The organism is Pseudomonas sp. Leaf129, from assembly GCF_001423465.1.
Lineage (GTDB): Bacteria > Pseudomonadota > Gammaproteobacteria > Pseudomonadales > Pseudomonadaceae > Aquipseudomonas > Aquipseudomonas coleopterorum.
The window spans coordinates 281,022-304,230 of the sequence record NZ_LMOC01000006.1 but is presented as its reverse complement, the minus strand read 5'-3'; the positions used below and the strand labels follow the sequence as shown (position 1 = coordinate 304,230).

General features: G+C 63.6%; 18 protein-coding genes. 12 read left to right on the top strand and 6 right to left on the bottom strand.

Going from position 1 to position 23,209, the window contains the following annotated elements; genetic code table 11:
* Nucleotides 1-71: 71 nt before the first annotated feature.
* The 3 genes from ASF66_RS09415 (at nt 72) to ASF66_RS09405 (ending at nt 3,094) form a co-directional block, all read left to right on the top strand.
* On the top strand, nt 72-1,046 hold the full coding sequence (locus tag ASF66_RS09415) for a quinone oxidoreductase family protein (RefSeq protein WP_056843643.1): 975 nt from the start codon (nt 72-74) through the stop codon (nt 1,044-1,046).
* Nucleotides 1,043-1,969, top strand: coding sequence for a LysR family transcriptional regulator (locus ASF66_RS09410; RefSeq protein ID WP_056843642.1), 927 nt, complete (start codon nt 1,043-1,045; stop codon nt 1,967-1,969). Before ASF66_RS09415 ends, ASF66_RS09410 begins: the two co-directional genes overlap by 4 nt.
* Before the next feature lie 576 nt (nt 1,970-2,545).
* The gene (locus tag ASF66_RS09405; RefSeq protein WP_156463167.1) at nt 2,546-3,094 is read left to right on the top strand and encodes a serine protease; all 549 of its coding nucleotides are present in this window, start codon (nt 2,546-2,548) and stop codon (nt 3,092-3,094) included.
* Between the two features lie 94 nt (nt 3,095-3,188).
* Here the strand turns inward: ASF66_RS09405 and ASF66_RS09400 are convergent, their stop codons facing one another.
* Together ASF66_RS09400 and ASF66_RS09395 are read right to left on the bottom strand one after the other, a co-directional pair.
* Nucleotides 3,189-3,650 (bottom strand): PA2169 family four-helix-bundle protein, encoded by a 462-nt coding sequence (locus ASF66_RS09400; RefSeq protein ID WP_056843640.1) that lies wholly within the window; start codon nt 3,648-3,650, stop codon nt 3,189-3,191.
* 187 nt (nt 3,651-3,837) lie between these two features.
* The gene (locus ASF66_RS09395) at nt 3,838-5,952 is read right to left on the bottom strand and encodes an ATP-binding protein (RefSeq protein WP_056843639.1); all 2,115 of its coding nucleotides are present in this window, start codon (nt 5,950-5,952) and stop codon (nt 3,838-3,840) included.
* 233 nt (nt 5,953-6,185) lie between these two features.
* On the opposite strand from ASF66_RS09395, the gene ASF66_RS09390 reads away from it, so the two are divergent.
* Together ASF66_RS09390 and ASF66_RS09385 are read left to right on the top strand one after the other, a co-directional pair.
* The gene (locus tag ASF66_RS09390) at nt 6,186-6,611 is read left to right on the top strand and encodes a cell wall hydrolase (RefSeq protein ID WP_056843638.1); all 426 of its coding nucleotides are present in this window, start codon (nt 6,186-6,188) and stop codon (nt 6,609-6,611) included.
* A 296-nt stretch (nt 6,612-6,907) separates the two neighbouring features.
* Nucleotides 6,908-9,331: a glucose/quinate/shikimate family membrane-bound PQQ-dependent dehydrogenase gene (locus ASF66_RS09385; RefSeq protein WP_056843637.1), complete on the top strand. Its 2,424-nt coding sequence runs from the start codon at nt 6,908-6,910 to the stop codon at nt 9,329-9,331.
* A 237-nt stretch (nt 9,332-9,568) separates the two neighbouring features.
* On the opposite strand, the gene ASF66_RS09380 is transcribed toward ASF66_RS09385, so the two are convergent.
* Complete coding sequence (locus ASF66_RS09380; RefSeq protein ID WP_056843636.1) at nt 9,569-10,033, bottom strand: GreA/GreB family elongation factor; 465 nt, start codon at nt 10,031-10,033, stop codon at nt 9,569-9,571.
* A gap of 122 nt (nt 10,034-10,155) precedes the next feature.
* Between ASF66_RS09380 and earP the strand changes: the two genes are divergently transcribed.
* Complete coding sequence (gene earP, locus ASF66_RS09375) at nt 10,156-11,298, top strand: elongation factor P maturation arginine rhamnosyltransferase EarP (RefSeq protein ID WP_056843635.1); 1,143 nt, start codon at nt 10,156-10,158, stop codon at nt 11,296-11,298.
* A 49-nt stretch (nt 11,299-11,347) separates the two neighbouring features.
* On the top strand, nt 11,348-11,917 hold the full coding sequence (locus ASF66_RS09370) for an elongation factor P (RefSeq protein WP_049858924.1): 570 nt from the start codon (nt 11,348-11,350) through the stop codon (nt 11,915-11,917).
* 190 nt (nt 11,918-12,107) lie between these two features.
* Here ASF66_RS09370 and ASF66_RS09365 read toward each other — a convergent pair whose 3' ends face one another.
* Nucleotides 12,108-13,847: an IlvD/Edd family dehydratase gene (locus ASF66_RS09365; RefSeq protein WP_056843634.1), complete on the bottom strand. Its 1,740-nt coding sequence runs from the start codon at nt 13,845-13,847 to the stop codon at nt 12,108-12,110.
* A 215-nt stretch (nt 13,848-14,062) separates the two neighbouring features.
* On the opposite strand from ASF66_RS09365, the gene ASF66_RS09360 reads away from it, so the two are divergent.
* The 4 genes from ASF66_RS09360 (at nt 14,063) to ASF66_RS09345 (ending at nt 17,995) form a co-directional block, all read left to right on the top strand.
* A complete protein-coding gene (locus ASF66_RS09360) occupies nt 14,063-15,373 on the top strand; it encodes an MFS transporter (protein WP_056843633.1) in 1,311 nt (436 codons plus the stop codon).
* 22 nt (nt 15,374-15,395) lie between these two features.
* Nucleotides 15,396-16,385 carry an AraD1 family protein gene (gene araD1, locus ASF66_RS09355; protein ID WP_056843632.1) on the top strand — a complete coding sequence of 330 codons (990 nt, stop codon included), beginning with the start codon at nt 15,396-15,398 and terminating at the stop codon, nt 16,383-16,385.
* A gap of 69 nt (nt 16,386-16,454) precedes the next feature.
* Entirely contained in the window at nt 16,455-16,730 is a 276-nt protein-coding gene (locus ASF66_RS09350) for a DUF5629 family protein (protein ID WP_236707082.1), read from the top strand.
* Between the two features lie 104 nt (nt 16,731-16,834).
* Nucleotides 16,835-17,995, top strand: a complete 1,161-nt coding sequence (locus tag ASF66_RS09345) for a lactonase family protein (protein WP_056843630.1) — start codon at nt 16,835-16,837, stop codon at nt 17,993-17,995.
* Nucleotides 17,996-18,049: 54 nt separating this feature from the next.
* Here the strand turns inward: ASF66_RS09345 and ASF66_RS09340 are convergent, their stop codons facing one another.
* Together ASF66_RS09340 and ASF66_RS09335 are read right to left on the bottom strand one after the other, a co-directional pair.
* Nucleotides 18,050-21,682 (bottom strand): AAA family ATPase, encoded by a 3,633-nt coding sequence (locus ASF66_RS09340; protein ID WP_056843629.1) that lies wholly within the window; start codon nt 21,680-21,682, stop codon nt 18,050-18,052.
* The gene (locus ASF66_RS09335; RefSeq protein ID WP_056843628.1) at nt 21,679-22,920 is read right to left on the bottom strand and encodes an exonuclease SbcCD subunit D C-terminal domain-containing protein; all 1,242 of its coding nucleotides are present in this window, start codon (nt 22,918-22,920) and stop codon (nt 21,679-21,681) included. The genes ASF66_RS09340 and ASF66_RS09335 overlap by 4 nt, the downstream gene beginning before the upstream one ends.
* A gap of 198 nt (nt 22,921-23,118) precedes the next feature.
* On the opposite strand from ASF66_RS09335, the gene ASF66_RS21995 reads away from it, so the two are divergent.
* Nucleotides 23,119-23,208: a potassium-transporting ATPase subunit F gene (locus ASF66_RS21995; RefSeq protein WP_082223535.1), complete on the top strand. Its 90-nt coding sequence runs from the start codon at nt 23,119-23,121 to the stop codon at nt 23,206-23,208.
* The last annotated feature ends 1 nt before the right edge of the window (nt 23,209 follow it).

Genomic DNA, 23,209 nt, shown 5'->3' with positions numbered 1-23,209 from the left:
AATCCACCGTCTTGTAGAACCCCGAGCGAGTTTCCATACTCACTCGCACTACTGATCGACTGGAGAACGACATGGCCGCAGTGATTCGTTTCAATCAACCGGGCGATCCTTCCGTGCTGTGGGAGGACACTGTGGCCGAGCAGGCGCCGGGCGAGGGGCAGGTGTGGCTGCAGCAGGCGGCCATTGGCGTGAATTATCTCGACGTCACCCAGCGCAACGGTGCGGTCAAGGTGCCGCTGCCGTCTGGCCTCGGCCTGGAAGGTGCCGGCACCGTGGTGTCCGTGGGGGCTGGGGTCACCCACGTGCAGCCGGGCGACCGCGTGGCCTATGCCACGGGCCCGCTGGGCGGTTATGCGGCGCAGCGGCTCTATCCTGCAGAACGCCTGGTGAAGCTGCCCGCTGGCGTCGGTTTCGAGCAGGCGGCGGCGGTGCTGTTCAAGGGCATCACCGCGCAATACCTGCTCAAATCCACCTACCCCGTAGGCCCCGGAACGACGATGCTGCTGTACGGCGTCGCCGGTGGCCTGGGGCAGATGATGGGCCAGTGGGCCAAGCACCTGGGCGCGTACGTCATCGGTGTGGTGTCCAAGCCCGAAAGTATCGAGCGGGCCAAGGCCGTGGGCTGCGACGAGGTGCTGGTGTTCGATGCGGCCACGCTGGCTGCGGATGTGGCGAAGCTGACCCAGGGGCGCAAGGTGGACGTGGTCTACGACCCGATCGGACGGATCTCCTTCGAGGCGTCCCTGGACAGCCTGCGACCGCGGGGCCTGATGGTGTCGTTCGGGGCGTCCTCGGGCGCTCCGGCGGCGGTCGAGCTGTCCACCCTCAATGGCAAGGGCTCGCTGTTCCTGACCCGGCCGTCGATCGTGGCTCATACGGCATCCGCCGCCGAGTATCAGGAGCGCGCCGCCGACGTGCTGGCAGCGGTCGAGGCGGGGATCATCACGCCGCGGATCTGGAAGACCTATCCGCTGGCCGAAGCAGCCCGTGCCCATGAGGCACTCGAGTCGGGGCAGTCGGGCGGGGCGATCGTTCTGACGCCATGACCCCGGACCTGCTCGACAGTCAGCACAGCGACGAGATCGCCGCCTTCCTGGCCGTCGCCAGCCAGGGCTCGTTCGTCGCCGCTGGTCGCTTGCTGCAGCGTCATCCCACGGTGATTTCCAAACGCCTGGCCGCCATGGAAAAGCGGCTGGGCGTGCGACTCATGGAGCGCTCGACCCGCCAGGTACGCATCACCGACGTCGGCGCGAAGCTGGAGCAGCGCCTGCGCTCGGCGCTGTCCCAGATCGCCGAAGCCGAGCAGCAGGCCACCTCGGGCGTCACGCAGGTGCGCGGCGTCTTGCGCCTGGCGCTGCCGGCCGCCATGGGGCGCCTATGGGTGGCGCCGTTGTTGCCCGAATTTCTAAGCGCGCACCCTGGTGTGTCGATCATCGCCGACTACAGCGAGCATGTCGTCGACATCATCGAGCAGGGCTATGACCTGGCCCTGCGCATCGGCGAGCTGGACGACAGCCGGCTGATCGCCAACAAGCTCTGCGACCATCGCCGCATACTCTGCGCGGCTCCCGCCTACATCGAACGGTTCGGCATGCCGCTCAGACCCAGCGACCTCGTCCGACACAACTGCCTGCGCTTCAGCGGGCTGGCGTCGTTTCCCGGGTGGCGGCTGCACCATGCGCAGCGGCAGGAGAGCGTGACGACCCAGGGCACCCTGACCTCCAACGACAGCGAAACCCTGCTCAGTGCCGCATTGGCGGGCATGGGCATTCTTGGCGCGGGTGAGTGGCTGATGAGCCGTCAGCTGGCGTCAGGCGAGCTGGTTCAGGTACTGCCCGACTGGCGATTGGATTCAGTGGGCGGGGTCTACCTGATACGGCCGTCCTCGAAATTCCCGGCGGCCACCGTTCTGGCGTTCAAGGCGTGGATCGAATCCAGGTTTGCCAATGGGTCGCTCTGGGCGGTGTGAACGGTCTCTGGTGGATCGTTTGGCACGCAAAGCGGAACCACGTCACAGTAGTGTCACTGTGATATTAAAGTCTCTGACAACTCGACCGATACCCCCATTACAAGCGAACACATGAGAGCCAAAAGCCATCATCGTAGTTGCTTGCTCGCAACAAGTGCTGGCACAATGTCATCATCGGTTATTGCGTCCTTTAATCCAGGGCGTTATGGCCTTGGTTGGTTCGACATGCCCCGTGCAGCTCTTGAGCTTCACGATCATGCCGACCGACACCCGATCATGCTGTCAGTCACGATCCGACAGGATCGCCAGGGAACAATGGCGGCCTGGATTTCCACGTAGCGCTACAGGCCTGCGTTGGCATCCAGGGTCTTTACAAACACTCGCGTAAGCGAACCTATTCTCATCCAGAGGGGTGAGAACCACGCAAGCAAGGTTGCTTTTATAATCCCAGAAATGGGATTGCTCCATTGGAACACAATGAATCGATCTATCTGCCTGACGCTCGGCCTGCTTCTTTCCGGCTGTAATGGCATCCCGACTCCCTTTGTAAGCGATGCTGCCTACAAAGACGCTTTCATGGTCACCTCCAGTCTTCCCGCCCCTCTTCTGTATCAAGCCTCGGCCGTGCAATGGAACGAGGACTATGCAGTTTCCGCCAAACACACGCCTTATCTGAGTGATGTCGCGTACCGCGGTCGCGGCGACGTGGTCTTCATCAAGCGCAAAGCCACTTCGGCGCCGCACTGGCGTCAGGCAACAGTTGGCGAAAGCGTCACCGCTGTGGGTTTCAGCCCTTTGCTGATGCCCGTCAAAGGCAGTGGTCAGGTGAAGGAAGGCAAGCTGCTGCTCCAGAACCTCAACGATGGTGTGCTCTATTCCATCCACGATGGTCCCAGCGCCGTAGGCATGTCCGGCGGGCCGGTGTATGGCAAAGATGGCTCCGTGGTCGGTATGACGGTGGCATTCGTGCCCACGCACTACACCCAAAGCCTGACCAACAGCGACCTGGCCGATGCCAAGCGTGTGAGCGTGTTCATGGGTTACAAGGAAATCGAGAAGGAGTGGCGGCGCTTTCAGGGTGACGTCAAGGTACCGGCCCCGGTTGCAGGCTACGTGATACGTTGAGTGGGTTGCGCAAGGGCAGGGGTGTTGTCGAGGCGGGGGACGTGGCGGGAAAAGCACGGCTCGGGCGGCCTCGGCAGCCGCCCAAGCCCTTCACTCATTTCTGAGCGCGAGCTGCGTCACGCAGGGCCTTGATCTTGTCATGGTTGCGCATTACGCCTTCGAATTGCTTCTGGATCAGGGCGTGTGCCTCGGGGGTCACATCCTTGTTTTCCAGTGCCTTGGTGTAGCTCTTCTTGGCAACGTCTTCGCCACGCTCGGCTTCGTTGAGCAGGGCAACATCGTCTTTACCGGTGATGGCCGACTTCAGGTCGACCCAACGACGGTGCAGATCGCCGGCGACGCTGGTGGTGGTTTCAGCTTCGCCACCCAGTTGACGGACGTAGGCTTGCAACTCGGCAGCGCCGGAAGCGGTGTCGGCAGCAGCGGTGGTGAAGACGCCTTTGAGTTCGGCGTTTTTGGTGTTCTCGGCGAGATCCTTGAAACCAGCCTCACCATCTTTCGATGTCTCGATGAGGTCGTTGAGTACCTTGATCGTTTCTTTATGAGCGTCGGTCATTTCAAAATCTCCGTGATGGACGGTCTGGCTCAGACCCAAGAGGCAGCCATGGCGTATGCATGGTACGTACGCTGTGATTAGGGCGCCCGGTTGTGCCGAAGGTTCCGATTTTTTTGAAAATGAGCGTTCGACGTTCGTGCAGAACCCGTCCACTTGACGTGTCGATGCGCGGCTGCACCCAGCAATATCAGGTGACTGGCTGAGTTATGTCGGCCAATTCCCTGACCAATCGATCCAGCTCGGCAAGTTCGAACGGTTTGCGCAGCACCACGGCACCGGCGATGGCGTCGAGCGCGAGGGTATCGGCGTAGCCGCTGATGAAAATGATCGGTAACTGCGGAACGAATTGGCGGGCCTTGCGCGCCAGCTCGGCGCCGTTCATCTCCGGCATCAGAAAATCGATGACGGCCACCGCGAAGCGGGTGTTGCCCAGCAGCGCCAATGCCTTGCTGCCGCGATCGACGTCGATCACTTGGTAGCCGCGGGCGCGCAGGTCATCGACCAGCACCGTGCGTACCGCATCATCATCGTCGACGACCAGCACCGGCCGGGCGAAGGGTATCGCTGGCGCAGTGGTCATGGGCTGCACCACGCCGCGCGGGGGCACCTGCGGCCGTTCGGCCGCAGGCAGCACGAGTTCGAAGGTCGAGCCCTGGCCCAATTCACTGGTGATCCTCAGATCCCCGCCGCATTGACGGCACAGGCCATAGACCTGGGCCAGACCCAGGCCGGTGCCGCGGCCCGATTCCTTGGTGGTGAAAAAGGGCTCACAGGCCTTCGCCAGTACCTCGGGCGACATGCCCGTGCCGCTGTCGCTGACGTGAATCGATACCGTGGGCGGCGTACTCGAAGGCTCGGTTGGCGAGCATTTGACGGTGAACCAGCCGCCATCGGGCATGGCGTCTCGGGCGTTCAGGGCCAGGTTGAGGATGGCCATCTCCAGTTGCAGCGGGTCGGTGCTGACGAACAGATGACGGTTCGGCGTCTGCATGTCGATGTTGATGTCAGGGCCCAGTGCGTTACCCACCAGTTCGAAGGCAGCGTTGACGCTATCGGCGAGATTGACCGCCGATACGTTCAGGCGTTGCGTGCGTGAGAAGGCAAGCAACTGCCCGGTCAGGCGAATGCCCTTTTCGGTCGACAGGGTGGCCCGTGTCACGTACTTCAGCGCCTTGGGATCGTTTACGACGTGGCGATGGAGTAATTCGAGATTGCCTGAAACGCCCATCAGCAGGTTGTTGAAATCATGAGCGATGCCGCCCGTCAATTGGCCTACTGCGTCCAGGCGCTGGGCGCGGTTCATTGCCTGTTCGGCGACGATGCGTTGCGCCGATTCCTGTTCCAGCTCCGCCCGCTTCTCGTCCAGTTCCAGCTCCAGACGCTGCCTGATGGTGGTTTCCAGTCGCCGCTGCTTGTGCCGTTGAAGGTCCAGTCGGGCGGTTACCCGGCCATCCTTGATGATCAGAATCACCAGCGGCATGAACACCGTTGCCACTACCAGGGCCAGTGCGGCAGGCGCACCGATGGCACGGGCGTTGACGGCCGACAGCAGCAGCCAGCCGATGACTGGCAGAATGGCGGTCAGCAGCAACTGTCGGCGGGTCGCGGCGCCGGCGCGATTGCTCAGCGTCACCACGTTCAACCAGCCCTGGTCGGCCTGGAACAGCATCATCGATACCGCCAGGCACACCAGCGCCAGGGCGGTGTGGACCGCCATGGCGTTGAACAGCAGCACCGAGTACAGGTCCTTCACGCCGTAGGCATAACCCAGCAGGCCAATGCCGGCCACGGCGAAGGCGAGCAGGGCGAGGACATCGCAGACTTTGTGTCGACCGGCGAGTTGCGCCATGCGCGCCACGCTCAGCAGGGCCAGACAGCTCGCCGTGGCCGGGGAAACACTGCCCAAAGCAAGCGCAGAAGGGGCAAACAACCACGCGTTCACCGGGCCACTGAACACGTCACGACCGATGAGCAAGTGCGCGCCCAGCAAGGCGAAGGCGATGCACGCGGCGACTCCGGCGAGCAGCCAACTGGGGCGCGCACGCCGTCCCAGCAGGCAGGAAAGCGACAGCGCGGCAAGGGCCATGGCCGTCAGTGGCGACATCCCCGTGAGGGCTGGCGCCAAGTGATCGAGCATGGGTCGACCCAGCCCGTATTCGCACAGCGCTGCGGCACCGGTGAGCAGCGCCACCCAGGCCAATAGCTTGGCCACCCACCTGACCGACGTCGCGGCATGCAGACGGCTCAATCCCCAATCGGAAGTGCGGGTTCCGATGTCCAGGTCGTCGTCAGGTGCGTGCATCGGTGACAGGCCTCCGTGGTGGCATGGGCGATCGAGGGGCTGGTGAGTGTGCGGCGAAGGCTGGGTCTGTCATTTGTAGAGGCAATACCGCCAAGTCTCAAGCCTTGGGCTGCTTTATTCGGATCGGGAAACTACCGCCACGCCGCTGCCGGTGGGGAATCGTTGCCGACTGGCAAACCCGTGCGCAGCTCCGCAATCTGGCCACGCCCGACCGTTCATCAGCAGAGATCACCATGACACACATCCAACAGGTACACGATGTCGTTGCGCGAACGTTATGGGGTGAAGCCCGTGGCGAAGGCATCCGCGGACAAATCGCGGTGGCCTGGGTCATCCGCAACCGCGTGCAGGACGCCCAGCCACGGTCATGGTGGGGCGAGGGCTACATCGGTGTGTGCCGCAAGCCCTGGCAGTTCAGCTGCTGGAACCTTCGCGATCCCAATTACCCCTATATCAGCGGCGCTCGTCCCATTCCCCCGGCGCAGCTGGCGCAAGCCCTGGCAGTAGCCGAACAGGTGATGGCCGGCCAGGTGGCAGACCCCACCGGCGGCGCCACCCATTACCACGCCACGCACCTCTCCCTACCGCCAGCCTGGACAAAGAGCGCTATCCGCACCGTGGTGCTGGGTGGTCATGCTTTCTTCAAGAACGTGGCCTGAGCCTACCTGCTGTCTCGACAAAACCTGGTCAGTATTACCGCCCGTGCAACAGTGTTTCACCGCGCTGCGCTATGGCGATTTGTCGCAGCTGCAGGATTTTTTTGATATCGTTGCGTAACTAACTAATTAGTTAATGCTGCGGCGGCGCCCGTTTCCCTTTCCGGGAGCTCTGACGGAAAGCCGTGCAGGTCGTGGAACCACGTCACCCATCGTGTCATGACAAGCGTGTCGTACAGGCTTGCCTACACTGTGTTCGACCTTCCAGAAACGTTCATGCGTCAACAGGATCATGCAACATGACTAAGCCTCAACCTTCGCCAGCGGTGCGCCGTTGGCCCATCTGGGTCGCTGCCTTGGGCGTACTCGTATTCGGACTGCTCTATCTTGCTGGCGGTGGCTACCTCGCCGCGCTGGGGGGGAGCTGGTACTTCCTGCTGGCCGGTCTGGGCATGACCGTCGCCGCCATCGCCCTGTTCAAGTCGCGCCTGCTGGGCGCCTGGCTGTTCGCCGCGGTCATGGTGCTGTCGGTGATCTGGGCCCTGGTCGACGCCGGTCTGAACTTCTGGCCGCAAATCTCCCGTCTGTTCGCTCCGGCGGTGCTGAGCCTGGTGGTGGCGTTGGCCTATCCGACCTTGCGTCGGGCCAATGGCCTCAGCGGCGGCCGCGCTGGCTATGTGCTCGGCGCCGTGCTGGCGGTGGCGGTGGTTGCTGGCGGTGCCGGCATGTTCGTGCCACACCCTTCGGTCGCGCCGACCGGTGAAGGCCCCGGCCTGACCCAGGTCAACCCGGCCAATGCGCAGAAAGACTGGGCCCATTACGGCAACGACGAAGGCGGCAATCGCTTCGCGGCCCTGGACCAGATCAACCGCGACAACGTCGCCAGCCTGGTACCGGCCTGGACCTACCACACCGGTGACGTTGCCATCAGCAACGGCAACGGCGCCGAAGATCAGGCCACACCGTTGCAGGTGGGTGACAAGGTGTTCGTGTGCACCCCGCACAACAACATCATCGCCCTGAATGCCGACACCGGCAAAGAGCTGTGGAAGAACGAGATCAATGCCCAGGCTGCGGTCTGGCAGCGTTGCCGTGGCCTGGCGTATTTCGATGCCAGCAGCCCGGTGGTTGAGTCCAGTGAAGGCAACACGCCAGTCAAGGCGGTGTCGGTCGCACCTGGCGCCAACTGCCAGCGTCGCCTGCTGACCAACACCATCGATGCCCGTCTGATTGCCGTGGACGCCGACACCGGCGAGTTCTGCCAGGGTTTCGGTAACAACGGTCAGGTGGACCTGAAAGCCGGTCTGGGCAAGGTTCCGGATTCGTACTATCAGTTGTCGTCTGCGCCGTTGATGGCGGGCACTACCGTGGTGGTCGGCGGTCGCGTTGCCGATAACGTACAAGCCGACATGCCAGGTGGTGTGATCCGTGGTTTCGACGTGATCACCGGCCAGATGCGCTGGGCCTTCGATCCGGGCAACCCTGAGGACAAGCAGGCGCCGACCGGCGACAACACCTATGTACGCAGCACGCCCAACAGCTGGGCGCCGATGTCGTACGATCCGAAGATGAACACCGTGTTCCTGCCCATGGGCAGCTCGTCCACCGACATCTACGGTGTCGAACGTACTGCGCTGAACCATCGTTACGGTGCTTCGATCCTGGCGCTTAATGCGACCACGGGTGAAGAAAAGTGGGTCTATCAGACCGTGCACAACGATCTGTGGGACTTCGACCTGCCGATGCAGCCCACCTTGATGGATTTCCCCAAGCCTGACGGCAGCAGCGTGCCAGCAGTGGTGATAGGCACCAAGGCAGGGCAGATCTATGTGCTGGACCGCGCCACCGGTCAACCGCTGACCGCTGTGCAGGACATTCCGGTCAAGGGCTCGGACATTCCTGGCGAACCCTATGCCAAGACCCAGCCGCTGTCGGTAGGCATGCCGCAGATCGGCGCGCAACACCTGAGCGAATCGGACATGTGGGGTGCCACGCCGTTCGACCAGATGCTGTGCCGCATCTCGTTCAAGAAAATGCGTTATGAAGGCCTGTACACCGCGCCGGGCACCGATGTGTCGCTCAGCTTTCCAGGCTCCCTTGGTGGCATGAACTGGGGCAGCTTGTCGACCGACCCGGTGCATGGCTTCATCTTCGTCAATGATATGCGCTTGGGCCTGTGGGTGCAGATGGTGCCTCAGCAGAAGGATGCCAAGGCTTCTTCGGGTGGCGAAGCGCTGAACACCGGCATGGGTGCAGTGCCGCTCAAGGGCACGCCGTATGCGGTGAACAAGAACCGCTTCCTGTCCATCGCCGGCATCCCGTGCCAGGCGCCGCCTTTCGGCACCTTGACCGCGATCGACATGAAGACTCAGAAAGTCGCGTGGCAAGTACCGGTCGGGACGGTGGAAGACACCGGCCCAATGGGTGTGAAGATGCACCTGCCGCTGCCGATCGGCATGCCGACGCTGGGTGGCACGCTGTCGACCCAGGGTGGCCTGGTGTTCATTGCCGGTACTCAGGACTACTACCTGCGGGCGTTCAACTCGGCCACCGGTGAAGAGGCCTGGAAAGCCCGTCTGCCGGTTGGCAGCCAGGGCGGCCCGATGACCTTCGTCTCGCCCAAGACCGGCAAGCAGTACGTGGTCATCACCGCTGGCGGCGCCCGCCAGTCGCCAGACCGCGGCGACTACGTGATCGCCTACGCCCTGCCCGACAAGAAGTAACCCGCATTGCCGCTGCTACACCCCTGTAGCAGCGGCGCAAGCCGCGTCATCGGTATACGCGGTGTACCAGACAAATCGCGTCGCGCCTTTCGCGGCCACGGACCGCTCCTACAGGGTCGATGGCGCTGGTGTTTGTGGGAGCGGTTATCGGCCGCGAATCGGCGACGCGGTGTACCAGGTAAACCGCGTCGCGCCCTTCGCGGGCAGAGCCCGCTCCCACATGACCTGCACCATGCTTCAAATCACCTCGACAATGACCTGAACCTTGCCGGCCATGCCGACCTCATCGTCGACGCCTTTGCCCAACAGGCTTTGCCCCAGCGGCGAGCGTGGGGTGATGACCATGACCGGGCAGCCTTCGAACTCAAGCTTCAACCCCGCCGCATCCGGCCCCAGGAAAAACCACTGGCGCGCACCGGTTGCCGATTCCAGCGTCACAAGCGCACCCAGCTCGATTCCCGCCCGAAAATCACGCAACTGCAACGCAAGAAACTTCGCCAGCCCCTGGCGAATCTCCTCCATCCGTCGCGCCTGTCCGGTGGCCAGGTAGGACGCTTCCAGCCCCAGCGTGTCGTATTTGTTCTCGGCCACGTTCTCTTCGTGGGTGGCGGTTTCATAGGCCGTCTGGGCAGCCCGCTGGGCAATGTCCAGGTCCAGGGTCAGGCGTTCGATGATCGATTGCAGCAGGGCAGGCTTGTTCATGGGCAGACTGATGATTGGGGCGAGCGGACGATTGTCGCACGAACCGCCTTTAATGCTTCTGTGCGCCGGTGTTTATGCGGACAATAGCGCGCTTTGTGTAACCGTTTGCGTTGGAGTCAGCCATGAAGGCCACCTGGGACATTTTCTGTACGGTCGTGGACAACTACGGCGACATCGGTATCACCTGGCGCCTGGCCCGGCAGCTGCAGGTCGAGCACGGCATGCAGGTTCGTCTGTGGGTCGACGACCTGGTGCCGTTCGCCCGCCTGTGGCCCGCGGCGAACGCCGAGCAGGCGCAGCAGTGGCACGACGGCGTCGAAGTCCGGCATTGGAGCGGCGAATGGCAAGCGACCGAGGTCGCCGATGTGGTGGTGGGGGCCTTCGCCTGCAAGTTGCCGCCTGAATATGTGGACGCGATGGCGGTTCGCAGCCCGTCACCGTTGTGGTTGAACCTCGATTACCTGAGCGCCGAAACCTGGGTCGATGGCTGCCACGGCCTGCCTTCGCCGCAGCCGGGCGGACTGCGCAAGTACTTCTTCTTCCCCGGCTTCACCACGGGGACCGGTGGCCTGCTGCGCGAAGCCGGGCTGATCGAGCGGCGCGAGGCTTTCCAGGCCGATCCTAAGGCGCGTCAGGCGTTTCTCGCAGAACTGGGGATTGAGCCCGAACCGGGAGCGCGCGTGCTCTCCCTGTTCGCCTACGAGCACAGCGGCCTGGCCTCGTGGCTGGACGCGCTGGCTGACGATACGCGCGGCAACCATCTGCTGGTCCCCGAAGGACGGGTGCTGGCCGATGTACGGCAATGGCTGGGCGATGCTTCCCTGGAGGTCGGCAGCCAGGTGCAACGAGGCAGCCTGAAGGTCCAGGTGCTGCCGTTCGTCCGCCAGAGCGAATATGACCGGCTGCTGTGGTGCTGCGATTTCAATGCCGTGCGCGGCGAAGATTCCTTCGTTCGCGCCCAGTGGGCCGCCGCGCCGATGGTCTGGCACATCTATGTGCAGGAAGAATACGCCCACTGGGAAAAGCTCGAAGCGTTCCTCGATCGCTACGGCGAAGGCCTGTCGCCCGCGGCCTATGCGGCGCTGCGCGGACTGTGGCGGGCCTGGAACCAGAGCGTGGAGGGCGCCGACATCGGCCCGGCGTGGCGCGAGGCCCTCGAACACTGGCCGGAACTGGTCGCCCACGCGCGTCAATGGTGCGCGCTACAGGCCGCACAAGCTGATCTTGCGACGGCGCTGGTGCAGTTTTACCGAAATTGGCTATGATACGCGGCCTAGATTTTTGTAAATCACCATCCAAATTCGGATATTCGTAATGAAAACTGGTAAAGAACTGAAACCCGGTACCGTGATCCGTATCGACAACGACCCTTGGCTGGTTCAGAAAGCTGAATTCACCAAGTCGGGCCGTAACAGCGCGATCATGAAGACCAAGCTGAAGAACCTGCTGACCGGCTACAAGACCGAAACCGTCTACAGTGCCGACGACAAGCTGGACGACGTGATCCTGGACCGCAAGGAAGCGACCCTGTCGTTCATCAGCGGTGACAGCTACACGTTCATGGATACCACCGACTACACCATGTATGAACTGAACGCCGAAGATATCGAAGCCGTTCTGCCATTCGTGGAAGAAGGCATGACCGACGTCTGCGAAGCCGTGTTCTTCGAAGAGCGTCTGGTCAGCGTAGAGCTGCCGACCACCATCGTGCGTCAGGTCGACTACACCGAAGGTTCCGCTCGCGGCGACACGTCGGGCAAGGTCATGAAGCCTGCCAAACTGAAGAACGGTACCGAGCTGAGCGTTGCGGACTTCATCGAGATCGGCGACATGATCGAGATCGACACCCGTGAAGGCGGTTCGTACAAAGGTCGCGCCAAGTAAGCTTCATGCCTGCTTGATAGCGATGCAAAAACCCGACCTTGAGTCGGGTTTTTTTATGCCCAGTCACCGCCCATTTCGTAGGAGCGGTCATCGGCCGCGAAAAAAACGCCACGGTATATCCTGATGCACCGTAGTGCTTTTTTCGCGGCCACTGACCGCTCCTACAGGCTGGCGTCGCGGGGAGGGGTGGTCAATGCGAATGCCGCGGCACCTCGGACCCCCTGCACCCGACCAGAAAATCGAAATCGCAACCCTGGTCGGCCTGCATCACATGGTCGATGTATAACTGCCGGTAGCCGCCCACCAGCAATGACTGCGATGGTGCCTGCCAGTCCGCCAGGCGGGCCTGCAATTCGCTGTCGGGGATGTCCAGGTGCAAGCGCCCGCTGGCGCAATCGAGCTCGATGTAATCGCCTTCGCGGACCACTGCCAACGGCCCGCCGGCGGCGGCTTCCGGCGCCACGTGCAGGACTACCGTGCCGTAGGCGGTACCGCTCATGCGCGCATCGGAAATACGCACCATGTCGGTGACTCCTTGCGCCAGCAGCTTGGCCGGCAGGCCCATGTTACCGACCTCGGCCATGCCTGGATAACCCTTGGGCCCACAGTTCTTCATGATCAAGATGGAGCTGGCGTCCACGTCCAGGTCTGGATCGTTGATGCGCGCCTTGTACATGTCGAAGTCCTCGAACACCACCGCGCGACCGCGATGGGTCATCAGCGCAGGAGTGGCGGCCGAGGGCTTGAGCACCGCCCCTAGCGGCGCCAGGTTACCGCGCAACACGCAGATGCCACCGTCGGCCACCAAGGGGTTGTCGATGGCGCGGATCACCTCGTCCTCGCCATAGATCGGCGAGTTCTGCACGTTCTGCCACAACGTCTGACCGTTGACGGTCAAGGCATCCGGGTTGGGGATCAGATTGTTTTCCCCCAGGCGGCGCAGAACGGCCGGCAGACCGCCGGCATAGTAGAACTCCTCCATCAGGAAGCGGCCCGACGGCTGCAGGTCAACCAGGGTGGGGGTGCCGCGGCCGATGCGCGTCCAGTCGTCCAGCTCCAGGTCCACGCCGATCCGGCCGGCGATGGCCTTGAGGTGGATCACCGCATTGGTCGAGCCGCCGATGGCCGCATTGACCCGAATGGCGTTTTCGAACGCCTCCTTGGTAAGGATCTTCGACAGGCGCAGGTCTTCACGGACCATCTGCACCGCACGCATGCCCGACATGTGCGCGAGCACATAGCGACGCGAGTCCACTGCCGGAATGGCGGCGTTGTGCGGCAGCGAAGTGCCCAGCGCTTCGGCCATGCAGGCCATGGTCGAGGCAGTGCCCATGGTGTTGCAGGTACCGGCCGAACGCGACATGCCGGCCTCGGCCGAGAGAAACTCGTCGAGGCTGATCTGGCCGGCTTTGTACGACTCATGCATCTGCCAGACGATGGTGCCGGCGCCGATGTCGCGGCCCTTGTGCTTGCCGTTGAGCATCGGCCCGCCGGTCACGACGATGGCCGGCACGTCGCAACTGGCCGCGCCCATCAGCAGGGCAGGGGTGGTCTTGTCGCAGCCGGTGAGCAGCACCACGCCGTCGATCGGGTTGCCGCGGATCGCTTCCTCCACATCCATGCTGGCCAGGTTGCGGGTGAGCATCGCCGTGGGGCGCAGGTTGGACTCGCCGTTGGAGAACACCGGAAACTCCACAGGGAAGCCACCGGCCTCGATCACGCCGCGTTTGACGTGTTCGGCGATGGTGCGGAAGTGGGCGTTGCAAGGGGTCAGCTCGGACCAGGTGTTGCAGATGCCAATGATCGGCTTGCCATTGAACTGGTGATCGGCGATGCCCTGGTTCTTCATCCAGCTGCGGTACATGAAGCCGTTCTTGTCAGCCGTACCGAACCATTGGGCCGAGCGCAGGGTGGGTTTGTTGTCAGGCATGAGGGCTCTCTTATTGTAAGACTTGTTTTTGTGTATGCCCTCAAAATAGGCCATTGGATCGTCGATTGGAAGAGCTTGTGAAGCAAATAGTAATACTATAAAGTCGATTTCAGTGAAGGTTGAGCGTCGTTTCAGGTCCCTCGAAAAGGGCGACGGGGCGCTGTGGCCTTCCCACCCAAAACAAGCATAAAAACAAGAAAGTGGAGATCGATCCCATGAGCCAGGAACTCGGGCTTATACGCCGCATCACCTTCAAATTGATCCCGTTCCTGATTCTGCTGTACCTGATCGCCTACGTGGATCGCTCCGCAGTGGGCTTCGCCAAGCTGCACATGGGCGCGGACGTGGGTATCGGCGACGCCGCCTACGGCTTGGGTGCAGGGCTGTTCTTCATTGGCTACTTTCTGCTGGAAATCCCCAGCAACCTGATGCTCGAACGTTTCGGCGCCCGTCGCTGGTTCGCCCGCATCATGATCACCTGGGGCGCCATCACCATCGGCATGGCGTTCGTGCAGGGCCCGCACAGCTTCTATGTCATGCGCTTCCTGCTGGGGGCGGCCGAAGCCGGCTTCTTTCCCGGCGTGCTCTACTACATCACGCAGTGGTTCCCGGTCCGTCACCGCGGCAAGATCCTGGGTCTGTTCATTCTGTCCCAACCCATCGCCATGATGATCACCGGGCCTGTGTCCGGCGCTCTGCTGGGCATGGACGGCGTGCTCGGCCTGCACGGCTGGCAGTGGTTGTTCATCGTCATCGGCACGCCGGCCATCCTGCTGACCTGGCCGGTGCTGCGCTGGCTGCCCGATGGCCCGCAGCAGGTCAAATGGATGAACCAGGCTGAGAAAGACTGGCTGGCCACTGAACTGCAGAACGACCTGCAAGCCTATGGCCAGACGCGCCACGGCAACCCGCTGCATGCGCTCAAGGATTTTCGCGTGCTGCTGCTGGCGTTGTTCTACCTGCCGGTGACCTTGAGCATCTACGGTCTGGGCCTGTGGTTGCCGACCTTGATCAAACAATTCGGCGGCAGCGACCTGACCACCGGATTCGTGTCTTCGGTACCGTATGTATTCGGCATCATCGGGCTGTTGCTCATCCCGCGCAGCTCGGATCGTCTCAACGATCGCTACGGCCATCTGGCGGTGTTGTACGTGCTAGGCGCAATCGGTCTGTTCCTCAGCGCCTGGCTGAGCCTGCCGGCGGCGCAGCTGGCAGCTCTGTGCTTGGTGGCGTTCAGCCTGTTCTCCTGCACGGCGGTGTTCTGGACCCTGCCGGGTCGCTTCTTCGCCGGGGCCAGTGCGGCGGCCGGCATTGCCCTGATCAACTCGGTGGGCAACCTGGGCGGCTACATCGGGCCGTTCGTGATCGGCGCGCTCAAGGAGTACACCGGTAACCTGGCCAGCGGCCTGTATTTTCTCAGCGGCGTGATGGTGTTCGGGCTGGTGCTGACCGCAGTGGTCTACCAGTTGCTGGAGCGCCGTCACGTGCTGCCGGCCGATGCGTTCGCCGCCAGCGCCCGTTCCTGAACCCAGCAAAAGGAAGCTCGTCATGCATCTGGTGCAATTTGAATTGAGCAACGGTCAACGTCGGGTCGGTCTGGTCGACGGCGATCGGGTCCACGAAGTGCGCGGCGCGAACAGCGTCCGTGAACTGGCTTTGGCCGCCATCTCCGCAGGCCATGGCCTGGCCCAGGCGGTGGATAGCTGTGGTCTGGGTGAGCAGCACGACTACCCGCAGTTGCTCGAAGAGGCGCGTATTCTGCCGCCGCTGGATCACCCCGATCCGGCGCACATGCTGGTGACCGGCACCGGCCTGACCCACTTGGGCAGTGCCGCCACCCGCGACAAGATGCACCAGCACAGCGCCGACACGGCAGTCACCGACAGCATGAAGATATTCCAGTGGGGTGTGGAGGGCGGCAAGCCTGCCGCGGGCCAGCCCGGCGTGCAGCCGGAGTGGTTCTACAAGGGCGACGGCAGCATCGTCGTGCGGCCCGGCCAGGCGTTCCCCGTTCCGCCCTTTGCCGAAGACGCCGGCGAAGAGCCCGAGCTGGGTGGGCTGTACGTGATCGGCCCGGACCGCCGCCCGTATCGCCTGGGATTCGCCCTGGGCAACGAATTCTCCGACCATGTGATGGAACGCAAGAACTACCTCTACCTGGCCCATTCCAAGTTGCGCAGTTGCAGCTATGGTCCGGAGCTGCGCGTGGGCGAGCTGCCCGAGCACCTGTCCGGCACCAGCCGTATCCGGCGGGCTGGCGAGGTGATCTGGGAAAAGGAATTTCTCAGTGGCGAAGCGAACATGTGCCACAGCTTCGACAACCTGGAGTACCACCATTTCAAGTACGCGCAGTTCCTCAATCCGGGCGACGTGCACATTCACTTCTTCGGCACGGCCACGCTGTCGTTCGCCGATGGCCTCGCCACCCAGGTGGGTGATCGCTTCGAAATCAGCCTGCCGGAGTTCGGCGCACCGTTGGTGAACAGCGTTGGCCAGGCAGAGCAAGCGTTCGCTCCAGGCACCGTGGGTGTCCTGTAGGGGCGCGACAGCAGGCCAGAAGGATGCATCGCAGGTATCATGGTCCGACTTTACCCAGGAGGTCCGACCATGACCCTGCCCACCGCGCTAGAAACCTGCGACATGCTGCTGATCGACACGCTGCATGCCTTCGACTTCTCCTTCGACGAAGAGCAGACCCTGCACATCGAATGCATGGACGGCCGCGAGCTCAAGCGTTGGGCGTTTACCCTGGCTGAGCAGCAGGCTGCTCAGCCAGGTGCCGAGCCCGACAGCTTCGTTATCACTCGCGACGGCACGTCCCACACCTTGACGTGCCTCAGTGCCTTTTCGGCCCGCGACGAAGACGATGAAACCCAGGCGTGAACACGGTGGTCTGTAAAGTCCGATCCACGTTCGCTCCTGCTGCCGCAACAACATTCAGCGCCATGCAAGATCGGCCACACACAAGAGGCTTCGGAGAAACCTTCATGAAGCGAGTTTTGCTATCCATGCTTGTCAACGGCTTGGCCCTGACATCCCTGCACGCCGCTGCAGCCGAAAAATATGACCTGCTGGTGGGCACCTACACCCAGGGTTCCAGCGAAGGCATCTACCGCTACGCCTTCGACAGCACTACCGGCCAGATCGAGGCCCAGCCTCGGCAGACGGTCAAGAGTTCCAACCCGTCCTGGCTGACCTTGTCCCAAGACCAGCGCCGCCTGTTCGTGGTCAATGAAAACGGCCCCGGCCAGAAAGACGTAATTGGCAAGGTCACCAGCTTCACTGTGGACGGCAAGACCCACGATATCCGTCAGGTCAATCAGGTGGCCACCAGCGGCGACGAGCCGACCCATTCCAGCCTGAGCCAGGACGGGCGCCACCTGTTCGTGGCCAACTATGCCGTCAGTGCCAATCCGGGCGGCAGCCTGAGCGTGCTGAATGTGGCCGAAGACGGCACTCTCAGTAACGTCGTGCAGGAGCTCAAGCACGTCGCCAGCCAGGTCAACCCCGAGCGCCAGGCCGGGCCCCACGTCCACTCGGTGGTGTCGCTGCCGCCGTCGGGCCGTTATGTCTATGCCAGCGACCTCGGCGCTGACCGCGTCTACGTCTACCGTTACGAGCCCAAGTCCGCCGAGCGTCCACTGGTGCCCGCTCAACCGGCCTCGGTGCAACTGCCGGACGGCAGTGGTCCGCGTCACCTGCTGTTCAGTCGTGATGGCAAACATGCTTATCTGACACTGGAGATGAGCGGTCAACTGGCCATGTTCGACGTCAAAGATGGCAACCTGGTACGCCAGCAGCTGCTCGAACTGGGCACCGTCGGCAAGGAAAGCGCCAGCGGCGCCTTGCACCTGTCTGCCGATGGTCGCTTCCTCTACGTGAGCAACCGCGGCACGGCCAACCAGATGCTGGTGTTCAGCGTCGACCCCGGCACCGGCCATCTCAAGGAGATCCAGCGTCGGCATGTGGACGGCGATCACCCACGCGAGTTCGCCCTCGACCCCACCGGTCACTTCCTGTTGATCGCCAACCAGAAGAGCAACCAGATCACCGTGCTCAAGCGCGACGCCAGCACCGGGATGCTGGGTGAGACGGTACAGAGTTTCAAGCAGGACGCGCCGTCGGACCTGAAATTCCTGACTCAGTAACACGCTACAGACAACCCGGCGTGCCAGGCACGCCGCGTTGTCCGGGTCAGGGCGCTAGCCGCTGACCTCGACGCTGCTCAGCCCATTGCCCAGACGCCGCACCTGAATCTGCACCGGGATGCGTTCGTGCATCTCCTGCACGTGGGAAATCACCGCCACCTTGCGTCCCTGCGCCTGCAGGCCGTCGAGCGCATCCATCGCCAGTTGCAGCGATTCGGGATCGAGGCTGCCGAAGCCTTCGTCGATGAACAGCGACTCGATGCGCAGCGTGCTCGACGCCATCGACGCCAGCCCCAGGGCCAGTGCCAGTGACACCAGAAAGGTTTCCCCGCCTGACAACGAATGCACCGAGCGCATTTCGTCGCCCATTTCGGTGTCCAGCACCAACAGCCCGAGCATGCTGCCGCCGCGCTTGAGGCGGTAGCGGCGCACCAGCTGACGCAGTTGCACGTTGGCGTGATGCACCAGCAGGTCGAGGTTGTAGGCCTGGGCGATCTTGCGGAAGCGATCGCCTTCGGCCGAACCGATCAGTGCCGCCAGGCGTGCCCAACGCTGGTAGTGCGCATCGGCCTCGGCAATCTGCGCCTGCAGGGCCTGGTTGGCGCTGTGCCGACGCTGGTCTTCGGCTTGCTGGGCGCGCAGCTCGGCGCATTGCTGCTCCTGCCGTTCGACGTCCATCAGCAGGGCGGCGTGCTGTGCGTCCAGCGCCTCGGCACTGGCAATCGCGTCGACCTGTGCCCGATGAGCCTGCTGGCGCTGCTCGCGTTCGTGCAAGCGGATGCGCGCCTGTTCCAGGGTTTTTCCCGTGCTCTGCAGGCGGCTGCGCAGCTCATCGACCTGGGGTTCATCGATGGCGAGCAGTGCCTGCAACCCGTCGTCGTCCAGTTGCGGACGCTGCTCGCGCCAGGCGTGCAGGGCCTGCTGCACGTCAGCCAGGGTTTGCTGCAATTGGGCCTGCTGCGCAGTATCGGCCTCCAGGGCGCTGGCGGTCTGCACTGTCTGGGTTCGGAGATCCTGTTGCTGGCGGTCGACCTGCCGTTCCTGCTCGCGCGCCGTCTCGACCTGATCGTGCAAGGCCGTCTGCCAGGCGGACGCCTGGGCATGCTCGCCCAGCAATTCGCGTAGCCGTGCCTCGCAGGTCTGCAGTTGCGTGGACAGCGCCTCGACCCGCTGGCGTTGCTGCTCGCAGTCGGTCTGCTGCCGCGCATGCTCGCTGCGGGCCTGTTCGATGCGTCGCGCACGGGCGTCGAATTCCGACTGTTCTTCATCGCGCTGCTCGATCTGGGCCAGGCGCTCGGCGATGTTCTGCTCCAAGGCCATGAACGTCTGCGCCGGGTGTTCGCGCAGGGCCTGCAGGCGAGCGGCGGGCAACTGACTGGCCAGCGCCTGTAACTCGTCGTCGAGCCGCTGCTGGTCGGCGTCCAGGTGGGACTGATGCGCCTGCAGTGTCTGCCGCGCCTGCTGGCTGGCTTCACTGGCCTGCGCCACGGCGCGCTGCAGGGCGGTCGCCTGCTGTTGCAAGGCCAGCAGGCTGTTCTGCTGACGTTCATCCTCGTCGATCAGACGCGTGTGGTTGGCCAGGGTGTCGCGCAGCCAGTCTGCCGGCTGCTCGGCGTCGCTCAGGGCAGGGTAGAGCGGATGCCCGGCCAGTTCGGCGTCACCTGGCTGGTCGAGCCATTGTTGCTCCTGCGCCTTGAGCTGCTTGTGCTGCTCGATCAGCGCGCCGACTTCGGTACGCAGCTCGACCAGGCGTTCGGACAATGGCTTCAGCGCAGCGCGGGCGCGCTGCTCTTCGTCGTCATCGTGCGCCGACAGCGCCTGCAACAGCGCCTCCGGCGCATGATAGGGGTGCTCGACACTGCCACAGACCGGACAGGGCTGCTCGGGCTGCAAACGTTCGCGCAACTGCTCGACGCTTTCGCTGCGCGCCAGGCGCTGGCGTTCGAGCAGTTGCAGGGTCACCTTCAAGGCTTGCTCGGCCTGTTCATGGGCCGCGCGGACCTCCAGCCCCTGGGCGGTCAATTGCTCGCGCCGGGCCAGCAAGGTGGCCTGCTGCTGGCGCCCTTGTTCGAGACGTTCCTGAACGGCGTTGCGCCGCTGCCACAGCCGTTCCAGTTCCTGTACGCCACGCAGCGCCAGGCGTTGCTGTTGCAGGCGCTGGGTCAGTTGCTGCAAGCGCTCGGGCAGGTCCTCGGCGCTGCATGGGGCATGCTGAAAGACGCGGGCAAGGTCGCTTTGATGCGCTTCCAGGCTCGTTTGTGTGGCGTGTGCCTGCGCCTGCAGGTCTGGCAGTTCGATCTGGCCCTGGCGCAGGCGACTGCTCAGCGTCACCACTTGCTGCAGGCGCGGCAGGTAGGCGCTCCAGGTAGCGGCCAGCGGCGCCAGTTCGGCGCTGCGCTCGAGCGCGTCGGCGACCTGCTGCAGGCGTTCGCCACTGTCGGCCTGTTGCTGCTCCATGCCCTGCAGCGCCTGCTCTGCGGAGGAACGCTGCCGCTCGGCTTCGGCCAGCGCCGGACTCAGGGGTTCGAGCTCGGCCTGCAATCGGCTTCGGTTCGACTGCTCGTCGAAGGCCTGCTGCAACCGGGGCTGCGCTTGGGCCTGTTGCGCCAACGCCTGTTGCAGCGTGCGCCCGGCCTGTTCGCGTTGCTCGTCCAGTTGTTGCTGCTGCACCGCCTGCTGTTGCTGCCGCGAACGCGACAGCTCGATACGTTCGGCCAGGGGCTGGAGCTGGGTGCGCACTTCCTCCTCGCGGCTGAACAGGTAGCGTTGCGGTGCCAGTTGTTCGAGCATGTGCAATTGCGAACGTTGCTCGGCGCCTGCTTCCCATGCCTGGGATGCGTCTTGCAACTGCTGCCTTGCTGCCTGGCAGTCGTCGCTCAGGCGGCGGTCTTCGCGGTGCCACTGCTGTTGCTGTTCCACCTGTTTGAGGTGCGCCTGGTGCTGCCGCAGTTGCTCGCTGGCGGTGTGAAATTCCAGATCCAGCGCTTCGCGCGCTTCGGCGGCCAGTGGCGCGATACCGGTGGCCTGGTCCTGCCAGTGCTTGAGCTGCTCGCGGGCGTCGCGGCTCTTTTCGAAGGCGCGTTTGCCCAGGCGCGTATAGAGCGCGGTGTCGGTGAGCTTTTCCAGCAGTTCGCTGCGTTCATTGTCGTCGGCCTTGAGAAAGGCACTGAACTCGCTCTGCGCCAGCATCACCGCACGGGTGAACTGCTCGAAGTTCAGCCCCAGGCGAGCTTCCAGCAGTTGCTTGTATTCCCCTTTCTGGCTGGCGAGCAACTGGTCATTGTCCAGATCGCGCAGCGACTGCCGGCTGTTCTGCAACTTGCCCGCCGGTTTGTCCCGTGCCCGGTTGGCCTCCCAGCGCGCGCGATAGCGACGACCGTCGACGCCGAGGAAATCCACTTCCGCATAGCCCGCCCCGGTACCCCGGCGCAACAGGGTGCGCGGGTCGTAGCTGCCGATTTCACCGTCGGCGTCGGGCACCTTGGCACTCTGCGACGCATTGCCCAGGCGCGGTACGGCGCCGAACAGCGCCAGGCACAGGGCGTCGAGCAGGGTGCTCTTGCCCGCGCCGGTGGGGCCGGTGATGGCGAACAGACCGGCGCTGGCCAGCGGTTCGGCGGTGAAGTCCAGTTCGAACGGGCCTGCCAACGAGGCGAGGTTCTTCAGGCGGATGGCCAGAATCTTCATGGGGTTTCGCCCTCCAGCTGCACTTCCTGCAACAACTGCGCGAAGTCGTCCAGGGTCTGTTCGTCCACCTCGCTGCCGTAGCTGTCGAGCCAGGCGCGGCTGAACAGTTCGTGGGGGCTGAGCTGGTCCAGCTCGATCAGGGCGCCGACATCCTCGTTGTCGGCGTTGACCCGCCCGGCGTACTCGGCAGCGATCCGCACCAGACGCACGGCCTTGCCTTGCAGGGCGGTTTCGATGTGCTGGCGCAGGTCCGGTTGCGGCTCGTCGAGTACCACCCGCACTTCCAGCCAGGGGTAGCTCAGCACATCAGCCAACAGGTCCACGTCCGGTAGTTGCTGCAACTGTTCGCGGACCTGCGGCAACGGCGCCGGGCCGATGCGCAGCAGGTCGACCGCGCGCGGGATCAGGATCGGTTCCACGCTCACCAACTGCTCACCGGCGCACTCGATCTCGAGGATCTGGTGCGGGTACTCGATCTCGGAAAACGACAGCGGTATGGGCGAGCCGCTGTAGCGAATGCGTGATTCGCCGTTGACCTTCTGCGGCTTGTGCAGATGGCCCAGCGCAACGTAGCTGATGCTGGCGTCGAACAGGCTGGCCGGCAGGGCTTCGGCACTGCCGATCACCAGGCTGCGCTCGGACTCCATCGACACCGAACCGCCCGCCATGTGCGCGTGGCTGATGGCGATCAGGGCCTGCCCCGGCGAGCGTCGGGCATTGGCAGCGGCGATCAGCATCTCGTGCACCCGGGCGATGCCTTGCAGGTAATCCTCGCCCAGGGTTGCGCCGGTCACCTCAGCGGGGCGCAGGAAGGGCAGGGCCAGGCACCAGGCCTGCACCTGGCCATGGGCATCGGGCAGCGGCAGCAACAGCCGCTCGCTGTCGAGGCGGCCGTCTTCGAGCCACATCACCCGGCCCAGCGCATGGGTGCGCAGGCGACGCATCAACGGCCCCGGTAATTCGATGCGCGAACCGGAGTCGTGGTTGCCGGCGATCATCACGATGGTCAGCTGCGGTTGTTGCTCGTGGGCGCTGACGATGAAGTTGTACAGCCGCTCCTGCGCCCGCACCGGCGGATTGACCGTATCGAAGATGTCGCCCGCCACCAGCAGCACGTCGGGCTGGCGCTGGGCGAGCTGACGCAGCAGCCAGCGCAGGAAGCTTGCATGTTCGAAGTCGCGCTCCTGACCGTGCAGGCTTTGGCCGAGGTGCCAGTCGGAGGTGTGGAACAGGCGCATGAAGGCTCCGGGGGGCAGGGAAGGCCGCCATGATAGCCGTTCGGTCCCGCGCTTCCCATGCGCCCGCTCGTGGCGGGATGTGACGGACCGATTTTTACGCTTTCTTTACGGCCAGGCCCGGGTATCGATCTCGCGCCTTTACACCCTGGCCTTGGAGAATGTCGGCAAGCGGCAGCCGCCGCGCCTGGAGATATTCCCATGTCTGTTCTGGACGGCCTGTTCCTGCTGCTGGCCATCGGTTTGTTCGTGTACCTGCTCGTTGCCCTCTTGCGCGCCAGTGGAGGCTAGT

What these genes read in the sequence shown, in the direction of transcription:
- ASF66_RS09415 (WP_056843643.1), top strand. Translation starts at nt 72, where the DNA reads ATGGCCGCAGTGATTCGTTTCAATCAACCGGGCGATCCTTCCGTGCTG.
- ASF66_RS09410 (WP_056843642.1), top strand. Translation starts at nt 1,043, where the DNA reads ATGACCCCGGACCTGCTCGACAGTCAGCACAGCGACGAGATCGCCGCC.
- ASF66_RS09405 (WP_156463167.1), top strand. Translation starts at nt 2,546, where the DNA reads ATGGTCACCTCCAGTCTTCCCGCCCCTCTTCTGTATCAAGCCTCGGCC.
- ASF66_RS09400 (WP_056843640.1), bottom strand. Translation starts at nt 3,650, where the DNA reads ATGACCGACGCTCATAAAGAAACGATCAAGGTACTCAACGACCTCATC.
- ASF66_RS09395 (WP_056843639.1), bottom strand. Translation starts at nt 5,952, where the DNA reads ATGCACGCACCTGACGACGACCTGGACATCGGAACCCGCACTTCCGAT.
- ASF66_RS09390 (WP_056843638.1), top strand. Translation starts at nt 6,186, where the DNA reads ATGACACACATCCAACAGGTACACGATGTCGTTGCGCGAACGTTATGG.
- ASF66_RS09385 (WP_056843637.1), top strand. Translation starts at nt 6,908, where the DNA reads ATGACTAAGCCTCAACCTTCGCCAGCGGTGCGCCGTTGGCCCATCTGG.
- ASF66_RS09380 (WP_056843636.1), bottom strand. Translation starts at nt 10,033, where the DNA reads ATGAACAAGCCTGCCCTGCTGCAATCGATCATCGAACGCCTGACCCTG.
- earP (WP_056843635.1), top strand. Translation starts at nt 10,156, where the DNA reads ATGAAGGCCACCTGGGACATTTTCTGTACGGTCGTGGACAACTACGGC.
- ASF66_RS09370 (WP_049858924.1), top strand. Translation starts at nt 11,348, where the DNA reads ATGAAAACTGGTAAAGAACTGAAACCCGGTACCGTGATCCGTATCGAC.
- ASF66_RS09365 (WP_056843634.1), bottom strand. Translation starts at nt 13,847, where the DNA reads ATGCCTGACAACAAACCCACCCTGCGCTCGGCCCAATGGTTCGGTACG.
- ASF66_RS09360 (WP_056843633.1), top strand. Translation starts at nt 14,063, where the DNA reads ATGAGCCAGGAACTCGGGCTTATACGCCGCATCACCTTCAAATTGATC.
- araD1 (WP_056843632.1), top strand. Translation starts at nt 15,396, where the DNA reads ATGCATCTGGTGCAATTTGAATTGAGCAACGGTCAACGTCGGGTCGGT.
- ASF66_RS09350 (WP_236707082.1), top strand. Translation starts at nt 16,455, where the DNA reads ATGACCCTGCCCACCGCGCTAGAAACCTGCGACATGCTGCTGATCGAC.
- ASF66_RS09345 (WP_056843630.1), top strand. Translation starts at nt 16,835, where the DNA reads ATGAAGCGAGTTTTGCTATCCATGCTTGTCAACGGCTTGGCCCTGACA.
- ASF66_RS09340 (WP_056843629.1), bottom strand. Translation starts at nt 21,682, where the DNA reads ATGAAGATTCTGGCCATCCGCCTGAAGAACCTCGCCTCGTTGGCAGGC.
- ASF66_RS09335 (WP_056843628.1), bottom strand. Translation starts at nt 22,920, where the DNA reads ATGCGCCTGTTCCACACCTCCGACTGGCACCTCGGCCAAAGCCTGCAC.
- ASF66_RS21995 (WP_082223535.1), top strand. Translation starts at nt 23,119, where the DNA reads ATGTCTGTTCTGGACGGCCTGTTCCTGCTGCTGGCCATCGGTTTGTTC.